The organism is Saccharothrix mutabilis subsp. mutabilis, assembly GCF_039521145.1.
GTDB classification, from domain to species: Bacteria; Actinomycetota; Actinomycetes; order Mycobacteriales; family Pseudonocardiaceae; genus Actinosynnema; species Actinosynnema mutabilis.
Genome location: NZ_BAAABU010000018.1, coordinates 117,586 through 128,786 on the forward strand (window position 1 = coordinate 117,586; position 11,201 = coordinate 128,786).

The following is an 11,201-nucleotide window of genomic DNA, read 5'->3' on the forward strand; positions in this document are numbered from 1 at the left end:
CTCGGGCGGCCGGGTCCGTCCGGGAGATGGAGGAGCCGTGTGCGCGAGTCCTCTCCACGTGGAACTGGCCGGTGAGGGCGGCGTCTGCGTCGTGAGCTTCTCCGGCGGGATGGAATTCCGCGACCACGTCCTGGTGCGCGACGCGGTGCTGCGGACGGCGGTCACCTGCCCGACCGCGGTGGTGGTGGACCTGACCGCCTTCGCGGCCGTGCCGCCGACCGCGGCGGCGGCGGCGCTGGCGGTCCGGGCGCAGGTCGCCGACTGGCCGGGCACCCCGATCCTGCTCGCCGGGGCGGAGGACACCCACCAGTGGGGCTTGCCGCGCCACGTGAGCGTCGCCGCGGCGGTGGCCGCCGTGGACCGCTCCCGGCCGCCTCCGATGGCGTTGTTGGCCGTTCCGCGGTCGTATGCGGCCGGGTTCGCGTGCGAGGCCGCCGAGAAGGCGTGCTGGGCGCGGGGGAGGGGCGACGTGGCCGCGATGGCGGGGCGGGTGGCGTGGCGGATGGTGGCCCTGCTGCACGACGCCGTGCGGCCCACGATCGCGTTCGACTGGCGTCCCGGCCTGCTGGTGGTCGTGGTGGGCGACGACGAGCCCGTGCCGTGCGGCCTGGCCGAGGTGGGGCGCATCGCGGCGGCAGGCCCGGTGGTGCGCTGCGGGTGGTCGGGGACGTGGTCGGGCGGGTCCGTAATCTGGGCGGCGGTGCACTTGAACGGATCTGCCTAGTTCGTGCGACCGTGGATGGGCCATGGCACAGGACGAATCGCATTCGGCCGACGAGTGGAGAGCGGGTCTGTGGAGCCGCATCCACGACCTCGCGGTGCAGGACGGCGTGGGGATCGCCCAACGGCACGTGTGCGCGGTGGCCGGCAAGGTCCTCGACGCCGAGGACGTCGTCGTCTACCACCTCACCACCGACGGCCGCTGCGAACCGGCGGCGCTGACCGGTCCCGGCGCCGACCGGCTCAGCGAGGCCGAGATCACCCTGGGCGAAGGGCCGGCGCTGGAGGCGCTGGACACCGAGTGCCCCGTCCTGGCCCGGGACCTGACCTCGCGGGACGGCTTGGCGCGCTGGCCGGTGTTCGCGCCGTTCGCGGTGTCCTGCGGGGCGGGCACGGTCTCGGCGTTCCCGGTGGTGATGGGCGCGGTGGTGGTGGGGTGCCTGGAGGTGTTCCACCGCGGTCCTGTCGAGCCCGGTTCGGAACTGGTGGTGGACGGGCTGTTGCTGGCGGACGCGGCGTTGCGGGTGTTCGTCGGTTCCGGGCCGACGGTGCCCGGGGTGGACCCGGCGGTGGACGCCATGGAGGCGCGGTGGGTGGCGGTGCACCAGGCGACCGGTGTGGTGGCGGCGCAATTGGGCGCGAGCCCGTCGACGGCTTTCGTGCGGATGCGGGCGCACGCTTACCTGACCGGCACGCGGTTGGCCGACGTGGCGGCGGACGTGTTGGCGCGGAAGCTGGTGTTCAGCTTCGGGGCGGATCCCGACGGCCGGCCGGGGTGACGCTGTTCTCCGTACCGGTTGTGTGGCTCGCTATAGGCGAGCGAAAGAGTTGAAAGCGGAAAGCGGAAAGCGGAAAGCGGAAAGCGAAAAGCGGAAAAGCTGAAAGGCGGCGCTCGCCGCGCGGCAGGCCCCCGGGGGTGGAAGGGCGTCGGTTCGTTCCCCGTACGGCCTGCCGGAGGCAACCACCCTTGGGGGTTCTTGGCAACCGGTGGAGCGTGGTTGCCAAGAACCCCCAAGCGTGGTTGGGCTGCGCCCAGGCCGTACGGGGAACGAACCGAGGCCCTTCCTGTGGCTCTCAGGAGCCGCTCGTGCTGACGTCGGACGGGCGTTGGGAGGTCGTTGTCCTGAGTCGACGCCCTGGGTCTCCGTTCGCCGGTGCGGTTCCCGTCCTGATCGCCTTCGGCTGCCGGGGTGGGGTTGCGAGGGTGGTGAGGCGGTGGAGTTCGTGGTCGATGTTGGTGGCCAGGACGTCCAGGTCCGGGGTGGTGGTCCGGTCGCCGGTGATGCCTATGGTCAGGTGGTTCTGGTAGGTCAGGGCGGCGATGCCGGTGCGCAGGTCCAGGGCCAGGGGGACGTAGGGCAGGATTTCCGCGACGGCGCGTCCGGCCAGCGACAGCTCGTGGCGTGGTCCTGGCACGTTCGTGGTCACGGTCGTGATGCTGCGCTGGGGGAGACGCGCGCCCAGCCGCACGCCGGACGACAGCAGGCGTGGGCACGCGTGTCGTGCCAAGGCCAGGAACGCCTGTCCGGCATCGGACTCGCCGGTTCCCCGGCGGTGGCGCATGGCGCGGTGGACCTTGTCCAGCGCTTCCAGCGGGTCGGTGATGTGGATCGGCAGGAACGGCAGTCGCACGGAGATCGCGTTGCCGCCCAGGCCGGTCCGCTCGTCCCGGACCGACACCGGCACCAGGGCGCGCACCGCGCGGGCGTAGGGCGGCTCGCCGCGAGCGAGGAGGAGGGCGCGCAAGCCGGCGCTCACGGCGGTGAGGACCACGTCGTTCACGGTGGCGCCGAAAGCGCGCCCGGCGGCGGCCACCTCCGGCAGGGACGCCCGGACCACCCGGTACCGGCGGCGCGCGCCGATCGGTCCGATGAGCGACGAGGTCGCCACCGGCACGGCCGCGCCGATCAGTTCCGCCGCACCGCGCACGACGCGTCGGGCGGCACGCAGCGGCGATGGCGTGGAAGGCCGCACGCCCCTCGGGCTGGTGGTGAGCTGGTCGGTGCACAACGCGGTCAGCAGGTCCACGCCGCCGACACCGTCGACCAGGCAGTGGTGGACCTTCAACACCACCGCCCACCGGTCGCCCGCGAGTCCTTCGACCACCCAGCACTCCCACAGCGGGTGGTCCCGGTCCAGGCGCTGTTCCATGATCGAGGCGACGAGGTCGTGCAGCGCCGCGTCGTCGCCGGGCGCGGTGGCGGCGACCCGCCGGACGTGGTGGTCGAGGCTGGAACGGTGGTCCTCGACCAGTTCGGGCGCGCCGAGCGGCCCGCGTCGGACGGTCGCCGTCGCGCCGGGCAGGGACAGCAGTCGCGGGCCGACCCGGGCGACGAACTCGGCGTGATCGGGTGGCGGTCCGTCCAGCACCAGCACCGAGCCGATGGCCAGGGAAACGTGCGGGTCGGCGTCCTCGACGTCGAGGAACGCGGTGTCCAGCACGCCCAGGTGCCGGGTGGTCGCGGTCATGGGGTTCGCCTTCGCCGGAGGTCGCCTATGACCACCGTGTCACCGGGCGCCTCGGGGCAGCAGGTGCGAAGGTCACTGCCTGGCACGGACCATTGGCGGGACGGGGGGCGTTCACCAGGGGAGTGGGGCGATGGGCACGACGGACGAGTACTTCGCGGGGCACCCGTTCGCGGCGGACGTGTTCGAGCGCGTCCGCCGCGTGGTCGCCGGGTTCGGGGAGGCCGAGGTGCGGGTGTCGCGCAGCCAGGTGGCGTTGCGGCGGCGGCGCGGGTTCGCCTACGTGTGGCTGCCCGGGAAGTACCTGGCGAAACCCGCGGCGGAGGTGGTGGTGTCCTTCGCCCTCGGCCGGCGGGACCCCTCGCCGCGGTTCAAGGAAGTCGTCCAGCCGGCTGCCGGGCAGTGGATGCACCACCTGGAGGTGCGTGACCCGGCCGAGGTCGACGACGAGGTGCGGCGGTGGCTGCGCGAGGCGTACGACCGGGCCGGGTGAGCGCGGTCACCGGGTCAACGAGCGGCGCAGCAGCCATGAGCCGACGGCGAACAGCACGGCGGCGTAGGCGGTGAGCACGCCCAGCGGGAGCAGGACCTCGGGCACGCCGCCGCCCCGGGACAGCGCCGAGAGCGCCTGTCCGGCCCACGCGTGCGGCGTGAACAGGGCCACCGTGCGCATGGTGTCGCCGAACAGCTCCAGCGGCACCATCACCCCGCCCAGGGCCGCGAAACCCAGGCCCATCAAGACCCCGATGCCGCCCACCTGCTGCTCGCTGCGCAGCACGGAACCGATCAGCATCCCCGCCGCCCCCGCGACCAGCGCGAACGCCGCCACCACCAGGGCCACCGCCACCGGGTCGCCCCACCGCACACCGAACAGCAGCCACGTGCCGGCGACGATGGCCACGCCCTGCACGGCCGCGACGGCCACCCGCCCCAACCCCTCGCCCAGCACGACGGCGCCCGCCGTGGTCGGCGTGGCGATCATCCGCCGGGACACCCCGAGCCGGCGCGTCTCCACCAGGGCCGCCGAACTGGTCAGCGCGGTCAGGAACACGAACAGCAGCAACTGGTTCGCCGCCCCCGTGTCGAACAGCCCCGTCGTCCGCGCCCCGCCGGAGGACGTCACGGTGACCGGCTCGACCGCGACCGACTCCACGACGGTCGCCGCGGTCGCGGGGTCCGCGCCGGTCTGCTCCGCGACGAACGCCACGACCTCGCGCCGCTGGGCGTCCCGGGCGAGAACCCCCTGGATCGCCAGGCGCACCTGCTGCCCGTACGCGTCCGGCCGGGCCAGGAACCGCGGCCCGGACAGCACCAGCCCGGCGCTCACCTCGCCGCGCTCGACCGCCGTGCGCACCTCCGCCTCCGACGCGAACGGCACGACCCGCACGCCGGGTTCGCCGCGCAACTCCTCGACCACGGCGCCACCGCCCACGACCCCGAGCTTGGGCACGATCGAGCCGCCGAACGTCGCGCCCATCACCAGCACCAGCAGGAACGGCAGCACGAACAGGAAGAACAGCCCCACGCGGTCGCGCAGCACGCGCCGCAGCTCCGTGCCCGCGATCACCAGGACCTTCACGGCCGCACCGCCTTCCGCGTCAACGACAACGCCAACCCCACGCCGACCGCGGCGAACGCGCACAACGCGCCGACCGCCGGCAGCACCGCGACCACCTCGCCGGAGGCCAGTTCGGACAGCCCGTGCAGGAACCACCGGTGCGGCGAGACGTACGACGCCGCCGCCAACGCGCCCCCGACCTGCGCGACGGGGAAGAACGTCCCGCCCAGCGCGCCGAGGGTGACCGCCACGGCCGCCTGCCAGCCACCGGCCTGGTCGGCGGTGCGGGCCAGCACCGCCACCACCGCCACCACCCCGGTCGCCGCGAGCACCCCCGCCACGACCAGCAGCGCCACCCCGAGCGGGTGCCCCCACCGCGCGCCGATGCCCAGGGTCGTGGCCACGACGAGCACCGCCATGCTCACGACCCCGATCACGGCGCTGGTCAACAGCTTCGCCAACAGCACCGACGCCGGGCGCAGCGGGGCGGCCAGCAGCCGCGGCAACGTGCCCTCACGCCGTTCGTCCAGCAGGCTGGTCACCCCGAACTGCACGGTGAAGAACAGGAAGAACACGGCCATGCCCGCCGCGTAGTACGTGGTCATGTCCAGCTGCCGCCGCCCCACGCCGTCCTCGGCGACCGGCGGCGGCACGGGCAGTTGCGCCGCGCGGCGGGCGAGTTCGGCCGGGTCCAGCGCCGACCCGCCGTGCACGGACGCGGCCACCGCGACCCGCACCGAGGTCAGCCGGTCGGTGAACGACCGCGCGAGCGACCGGGCGACCTGCGTGCCCAGCGGCGCGTCCGCGCTCCCGACCACCTCGACGGCGGCGGCGCGCCCGGACACCACCGCGTCGGTGAACCCGGCGGGCACCAGGAACGCCGCCGCCACCTCGCCGTCGGCGACCAGCCGGCGGGCCTCCTCGGCCGTCGGGACGACCCGGAAGTCCACCACCTCCCCGGCGGCCGGCAGGACGTCGTCCACGAAGGACGCCGCGACGGGCCCGCGGTCGTCGTCCACCACGGCGTAGTGGAACGGCGTGGCCCCGTCGACCCCGCTGAGCAGGAAGTTCATCAGGAACGTCAGCCCCAGCGGCAGCAGCAGGGCGAACAGGAACATCGAGCGGTCCCGGGCGCGTTGGCGCAGGTCCTTGGCGGCGATGAGCAGCACGTGGCGCACGACCTCACCCCCGCAGCGCTTTGCCGGTCAGGTGCAGGAACACCGCTTCCAGGTCCGGTTCGGCGACCTCCACCGACCGCACCACGACCCCGTCCCGCCCGACGCTCGCCAGCACGGCCGGCAGGCACGCGCGCGGGTCGTCCACCACGAGGTCGAGCCGGTCGTCGTGCGTGGCGGCCGACCGGACCTCGGGCAGCCCCTCCGCGAGCCGGCGGGCCGCCTCCGGGTCGCCCTGCACCACCAAGGAGATGCGGCTGCGCTCGCCGACGCGGGCGACCAGGTCGCGCCGCGTGCCCTCGGCGACCAGCCGGCCCGCGTCGATCACGCCGACCCGGTCGCACAGCCGTTCCGCTTCTTCCATGTAGTGCGTGGTGTAGAGGATCGCCATGCCGGTGGCGGCCAGTTCGCGGACGTTGTCCATGATGGCGTTGCGGCTCTGCGGGTCCACGCCGGCGGTCGGCTCGTCCAGGACGAGCAGCAGCGGCTCGTGCAGCAGCCCGATGCCCGCGTTGAGCCTGCGCTTCATGCCGCCGGAGTACTCGCGGGCCAGGTCGCCCGCGCGGTCGGCCAGGCCGACCACGTCGAGCACGTGGTCGACCCGCTTGGCCGCCGCGCGGCCCGACAGCCCGTAGAGGCGGGCGAAGAACCGGAGGTTCTCCCGGCCGGTGAGGTCCGGGTAGAGGGCCAGCTCCTGCGGCACGTACCCGATGCGCCGCTTGGCCGCCGCCGTCGAGGGTGGCGCGCCGTCGACCAGGACGGCGCCGGCGTCGGGCGCCAGGATGCCCACGACCATCGAGATGGTGGTGGTCTTCCCGGCGCCGTTGGGGCCCAGCAGGCCGTAGGTCTCGCCCGCGGTGATCTCGAACGAGACGTCGTCCACGGCCCGGACGTCACCGAAACTCTTGCGCAGTCCCCGACATTCGAGCACCGTCCGCGAGCCCATCTGCACCTCCTCCGGCCGGAACCACGACGACGGGGCAGGCGGCGTGCCGCAGGCAGTAGGAGGTGACCGGGCTGATGACCGTCACCCCTTCCCTGCGGTACCCGTGGCCGCCCAGGACCAGGTTGTGCGCGCCGGCGGACAGTTCCACCAGCACGGGCCCGGCGCTGCCGTTGGGCACGGACTCGACGACCTCGACGCCGGTGGTGTCCACCTGGTCGAGGGCGGTGCGCAGTTCACGTTGGTGCAGGGCCAGGAACGCGTCCGGCCCGTCCGCGCCGGGCGCCGGCGGCCGGACCCGGCACACGGACACGGCGTGCACGCGGGCCCCGGTGGTGCGCGCGTGGCGCACCGCCCAGGCCAGCGCCGCGGTGCTCGCGGGCGACCCGTCGACACCCACGACGATCGTCGGCTTGTTCATCGCTCACCGCAGCCAGGCGTTGTCGCGGACCTGCGGGATGGCGGCCCACGCGCGGCCCAGGCCCCAGGTGTCGCCGGCGCTCGTCCAGGCGACGGCGATCAGGGCGAGGGCGTAGACGACGTGGTAGTCCACGACGGGGTTGGTGGACATGGTCGGTTCGCCCGCCGAGTTCATCTGCGCGAGCGGCCACTCGGCGGCCCACATCATCAGCATCATGAGCGTGCCGGACACCGCGGCGACCCGCAGCCCGATCCCGAGCACGACGGCGACGCCGATGCCGAACAACCCGGCCATGAACAGCAGGTCCGCCCAGAACGCGCCCGCCCAGTCGTGGAACACCGACTCGAACGGCCCGACGTTCACGCGGCTGAGGAACCCCTTGGTCGGCGAGCCGCCGTTGAACCACGCGTTGGCGGGCTTGGTGGCGTAGCCGAAGCCGAAGGCCTTGTCGAAGAACGCCCACAGGAAGACGAAGCCGGTGGCGATCCGGAGCACGGCCAGCGCCTTGGCTCCGGTGTCGGTGTGGACGGGTGCTTTGGCGATCGCGGTCATTTCTCGCTCCCAGGGTTCTGTCTGTCGCTGTCGGGGTGAACACTCCTCGCGTGGCGGTTCGGGGAGCAGAGACCGAGGGCCTGCCGCGGGGGCACGAAAGTCCCTGCCGCGGCGGGACCCCGGGTCGGCGGCGGGCGCGTCGGCGGAGCGGGGGGTCACGACCGGCTCCAGGAGTCCTGAGTGGACGCGGAAGCGCCGGCTCGCGCCAGCTCCACCGCGCGGTCGACGTCCTCGGCCGTGACCAGGCCCAGCACGCGGCCGTCCCGCAGCACCACCACGACGTCGCGCGGCCGGGCCAGGGGGACGCGGGTCAGGACCTCGGCCAGGGGCTCGTCGGGACCCGCGGTCGCGGTCAACGGGCGGCAGACGTCGGCCACCCGGGTGGTCAGGCGTTGTTGTTCGGGCAGTTCGGTCAGTTCCGCCAGGCTGGTCACGCCCACCGGGACGCCGTCGAACGACACGACCGGGAAGACGCGTTGCCGCACGACCGGCGCGCGCCGCTCCAAGAACCCCTGAACCGTCCACCACCCGGGGGCCACCGCCGGGTCCGGCCGCATGGCGTCGCGGACCGGCAACTCGCCCAGCGCCTCGCGCACCACGGCGTACTGGCGTTCCGCCCCGGCGGCGGCGAGCACGAACGCGCCCATCAGCAGCCACCACACGCCGGCGGCGGCACCGGTCACCACCAGCGCCACCCCGGCCGCGAGCAGCAGGAAACCGAAGCCGCGTCCCGCGTCCGTCGCCGCCCGCTCACCCCGCGCCCGCGACCCGGTCCGCCACCACACCGCCGCCCGCAGCACCCGTCCGCCGTCCAACGGCGCGGCGGGCACGAGGTTGAACACCGCGAGGACGCCGTTGGTGAACGCCAGCCACAGCGCGGCCGTCGTCGCGAGCACCCCGCCGCCGACGGCGTCCACGAGCACCGCCACGCCGGCCGCGCCGACCGCCACCGCCGCGCTCGTCGCCGGTCCCGCGACCGAGATCAGGAAGTCCGCGCGCGGGGTCGGCGGCCGGGACGTCAGCTGGGACACGCCGCCCAGCAGCCACAGGTCGATCCGCCGCACCCCGACGCCGTGGCGGCGGGCGACGACCGTGTGCGCCAACTCGTGCGCCGCCAACGACGCGAAGAACGCCACGGCCACCACCACGCCGACCACCCAGTACACCGCCAAGGGGCGCCCCGGCGCGGCGGCCGGCAGCACCGACGCCGCCACGGCCTGCGCCACCAGCGCGACCGCCAGCAGCACCGACCAGTGCGCGCCGACCGGCACGCCGGCCCACCGGCCCAACGGGATGCGGCCCTTCACGGTGCACCTCCGGGGTTGGGCGACAGGTCCGGTCAGAAGTGGACCTGCGCGGGTTTGTGGGTCAGGGCCTCGATGTCGTCGGCGGTCGCGTTGAGCAGCGCGTGGGCCAGGTCGGCCAGTGCGCGGGCCGCCGCGAGCTCGTCGCCGATCTCGGGGACGTCGGTGTCGGTCGGGTTCAGCCGCGCCAGGCCGATGCCGGTCAGGTGGGTGCCGTCGCGGGTCTTCAGCTTCGCCTTGGCCCGGGTGCGGCCGTCGTGCTCGTCGAGGTGGATCTCGACGTACCAGGTCTTCATGATGTCCACGGTGTCCTCCTACTTGGGTTCGTTGCGCACTTCGACGCCGCCGAAGACGGCCGTCGCGTTGACCCGCAGCAGCGGGGCGTCGGGGTCGGGGTGCTGGACGGTGTTGTCGTCGTAGCCGCCGAAGACGGGCAGGCCGCTGAGCGCCACCCGCCAGCCCTCGGGCACGAGCACCTGGACGCCGCCGAACAGCGCCAGCGCGTCCACGTCGGCCTCGCGGTCGATGTGCGCGCCGCGCAGGTCCAGCGTCGCCCCGCCGAACACCGCCGACACGTCGGCGTGGGTCAGGTGCTCGGACCGGTTGCGCACCTTGGTGCCGCCGAACAGCACCACCGGGGTCGTGCTCTCGTCGCGGTGGTCGGTGCTGCGGTGGCGCAGCAGACCGGTCAGGATCGCGCCGCCCACCAGGACCAGCACGACCGGCCACCACAGGCCGCCCGACGCCCAGTCCCGCGTGTCGGCCAGCAGCACCAGCCCGATCGCGGCCACCACGACCGGGCCGAGGGACACGTGGCGCTGCGCGAGCATGGTCACCACGCCCAGCCCGACCACGGCCAGCGGCCACCAGCCGAGCACGTCGCCCGCGGCCAGCACGTCCAGCGCGTCCAGCACGCCGAACAGGCCCAGGGCCACCAACACGATTCCTATCCACAACCGCACGGGTTTCACGGCTCACACTCCTCTCGGGCACACGTCTGTCGCGTGTGGACTGTCAGCGGACGGCGTCCCGCTCGGCGGCCTGCTTGACCGCGCGCAGCACCACCCGTTCCATCAACCCCAGGAACGGCCGCGCGACCCGCCAGTACCGGCGGAACCGCACCCACGACTCCGGGTCGTCCAGGGCCACGCGCAGCTCGTAGGTCAGCACGCTGCGCCGCCCGCCGTACGGGCTGACCGCGAGGGAGCAGACCACCTTGCCGTAACCGGGTTCGGCGAAGTCGGCGAAGTCCCGCCCCTCCACCTCCCGCAGCTCCACGACCGGCCGCCAGAACCGGCCGACCGCGCCGAACACGACCTCGGTGTCGGGCCGTTCGCCGAGCAGCACCCAGTCCGTGCCCGCGGTGAGGTCGGCGATGGTGCGCCGGCTCGGCCGGCGGTGCTTGCGCCCGCGCAGCCGGGCGGGCAGGCGGCGCACGGCCTTGGCCGCGTCGAGCACCGGGTGGCGCAGCTGCGCGAGGTCCAGCGCGCGCACCGCCCGGAACACCGTCGCCGGCGGCGCGTCGACCAGCACGTGCGCGGTGCGCGTGAAGTCCGACGGCGCGGCGAACCGGTCGACCAGCAGCGGCACCGGGGCGGTGGACGTCATGGTGATCACCTCCGTGAGGGCTCACCCCGACGGTCGCGCGGACGGCGGCCGTTCGACAGGGTCGGCGGTGCCGGCACCACCGGGTCCTTGGTCCCGGGACCACCGAAGGGCCCCGCGAACAGGGGACCAATGACCGGCGAAGCGCCGCGGGGGGCCGCCTACCGTCGCCGTTACCAGCGGAAACGGGTGAGGTGCGTGATGAAGGCGGACGTGGGCGACTGGATCGTGGTGGAAGGCGCGGTGCTGGGTGTGCCGACCCGGCGCGGGCAGGTGGTGGAGGTGCGGCACCCCGACGGCACGCCGCCCTACGTGGTGCACTGGCTGGACACCGGCACCACGACCCTGGTGTTCCCGGGCCCGGACGCCCACGTCGTCACCGCCGCCGAGGAGGCGCGCAGGATCGCCGCGGCGTCCTGAGCGCGGGCGCCGTCGGCTTGCCGGGTCGCCGCGTGTC

At 74.2% G+C, this 11,201-nt stretch carries 14 protein-coding genes; 4 read left to right on the top strand and 10 right to left on the bottom strand.

The window, feature by feature from the left end; all coding sequences use genetic code 11:
• Positions 1-37: 37 nt before the first annotated feature.
• Together ABD126_RS29145 and ABD126_RS29150 are read left to right on the top strand one after the other, a co-directional pair.
• The gene (locus tag ABD126_RS29145) at positions 38-724 is read left to right on the top strand and encodes a hypothetical protein (RefSeq protein WP_343937179.1); all 687 of its coding nucleotides are present in this window, start codon (positions 38-40) and stop codon (positions 722-724) included.
• Between the two features lie 22 nt (positions 725-746).
• Positions 747-1,499 (top strand): ANTAR domain-containing protein, encoded by a 753-nt coding sequence (locus ABD126_RS29150; protein ID WP_343937180.1) that lies wholly within the window; start codon positions 747-749, stop codon positions 1,497-1,499.
• Positions 1,500-1,794: 295 nt separating this feature from the next.
• On the opposite strand, the gene ABD126_RS29155 is transcribed toward ABD126_RS29150, so the two are convergent.
• On the bottom strand, positions 1,795-3,189 hold the full coding sequence (locus ABD126_RS29155; RefSeq protein WP_343937181.1) for a wax ester/triacylglycerol synthase domain-containing protein: 1,395 nt from the start codon (positions 3,187-3,189) through the stop codon (positions 1,795-1,797).
• A 130-nt stretch (positions 3,190-3,319) separates the two neighbouring features.
• On the opposite strand from ABD126_RS29155, the gene ABD126_RS29160 reads away from it, so the two are divergent.
• Positions 3,320-3,679, top strand: a complete 360-nt coding sequence (locus ABD126_RS29160; RefSeq protein ID WP_343937182.1) for a DUF5655 domain-containing protein — start codon at positions 3,320-3,322, stop codon at positions 3,677-3,679.
• A 6-nt stretch (positions 3,680-3,685) separates the two neighbouring features.
• On the opposite strand, the gene ABD126_RS29165 is transcribed toward ABD126_RS29160, so the two are convergent.
• From ABD126_RS29165 to ABD126_RS29205, 9 genes are all read right to left on the bottom strand, one after another.
• Positions 3,686-4,765: an ABC transporter permease gene (locus tag ABD126_RS29165; protein ID WP_343937183.1), complete on the bottom strand. Its 1,080-nt coding sequence runs from the start codon at positions 4,763-4,765 to the stop codon at positions 3,686-3,688.
• Positions 4,762-5,922: an ABC transporter permease gene (locus tag ABD126_RS29170; protein WP_343937184.1), complete on the bottom strand. Its 1,161-nt coding sequence runs from the start codon at positions 5,920-5,922 to the stop codon at positions 4,762-4,764. Before ABD126_RS29170 ends, ABD126_RS29165 begins: the two co-directional genes overlap by 4 nt.
• A gap of 4 nt (positions 5,923-5,926) precedes the next feature.
• Entirely contained in the window at positions 5,927-6,865 is a 939-nt protein-coding gene (locus ABD126_RS29175; RefSeq protein ID WP_343937185.1) for an ABC transporter ATP-binding protein, read from the bottom strand.
• On the bottom strand, positions 6,813-7,283 hold the full coding sequence (locus ABD126_RS29180) for a universal stress protein (RefSeq protein WP_343937186.1): 471 nt from the start codon (positions 7,281-7,283) through the stop codon (positions 6,813-6,815). Before ABD126_RS29180 ends, ABD126_RS29175 begins: the two co-directional genes overlap by 53 nt.
• 3 nt (positions 7,284-7,286) lie before the next feature.
• Entirely contained in the window at positions 7,287-7,835 is a 549-nt protein-coding gene (locus ABD126_RS29185) for a hypothetical protein (RefSeq protein ID WP_343937187.1), read from the bottom strand.
• 155 nt (positions 7,836-7,990) lie between these two features.
• A complete protein-coding gene (locus tag ABD126_RS29190; RefSeq protein WP_343937188.1) occupies positions 7,991-9,142 on the bottom strand; it encodes a site-2 protease family protein in 1,152 nt (383 codons plus the stop codon).
• Between the two features lie 32 nt (positions 9,143-9,174).
• Positions 9,175-9,435 carry a dsRBD fold-containing protein gene (locus tag ABD126_RS29195; protein WP_343937217.1) on the bottom strand — a complete coding sequence of 87 codons (261 nt, stop codon included), beginning with the start codon at positions 9,433-9,435 and terminating at the stop codon, positions 9,175-9,177.
• 18 nt (positions 9,436-9,453) lie between these two features.
• Positions 9,454-10,110 (bottom strand): LiaF transmembrane domain-containing protein, encoded by a 657-nt coding sequence (locus tag ABD126_RS29200; RefSeq protein WP_343937189.1) that lies wholly within the window; start codon positions 10,108-10,110, stop codon positions 9,454-9,456.
• Between the two features lie 43 nt (positions 10,111-10,153).
• On the bottom strand, positions 10,154-10,747 hold the full coding sequence (locus ABD126_RS29205) for a hypothetical protein (protein ID WP_343937190.1): 594 nt from the start codon (positions 10,745-10,747) through the stop codon (positions 10,154-10,156).
• Positions 10,748-10,945: 198 nt separating this feature from the next.
• Here ABD126_RS29205 and ABD126_RS29210 point away from each other — a divergent pair, with 198 nt between their 5' ends.
• Positions 10,946-11,164, top strand: a complete 219-nt coding sequence (locus tag ABD126_RS29210) for a DUF1918 domain-containing protein (protein ID WP_343937191.1) — start codon at positions 10,946-10,948, stop codon at positions 11,162-11,164.
• The last annotated feature ends 37 nt before the right edge of the window (positions 11,165-11,201 follow it).

Coding starts and splice junctions, on each gene's coding strand:
- ABD126_RS29210 (WP_343937191.1), top strand. CDS start 10,946: ATGAAGGCGGACGTGGGCGACTGGATCGTGGTGGAAGGCGCGGTGCTG.
- ABD126_RS29160 (WP_343937182.1), top strand. CDS start 3,320: ATGGGCACGACGGACGAGTACTTCGCGGGGCACCCGTTCGCGGCGGAC.
- ABD126_RS29175 (WP_343937185.1), bottom strand. CDS start 6,865: ATGGGCTCGCGGACGGTGCTCGAATGTCGGGGACTGCGCAAGAGTTTC.
- ABD126_RS29205 (WP_343937190.1), bottom strand. CDS start 10,747: ATGACGTCCACCGCCCCGGTGCCGCTGCTGGTCGACCGGTTCGCCGCG.
- ABD126_RS29195 (WP_343937217.1), bottom strand. CDS start 9,435: ATGAAGACCTGGTACGTCGAGATCCACCTCGACGAGCACGACGGCCGC.
- ABD126_RS29150 (WP_343937180.1), top strand. CDS start 747: ATGGCACAGGACGAATCGCATTCGGCCGACGAGTGGAGAGCGGGTCTG.
- ABD126_RS29155 (WP_343937181.1), bottom strand. CDS start 3,189: ATGACCGCGACCACCCGGCACCTGGGCGTGCTGGACACCGCGTTCCTC.
- ABD126_RS29185 (WP_343937187.1), bottom strand. CDS start 7,835: ATGACCGCGATCGCCAAAGCACCCGTCCACACCGACACCGGAGCCAAG.
- ABD126_RS29180 (WP_343937186.1), bottom strand. CDS start 7,283: ATGAACAAGCCGACGATCGTCGTGGGTGTCGACGGGTCGCCCGCGAGC.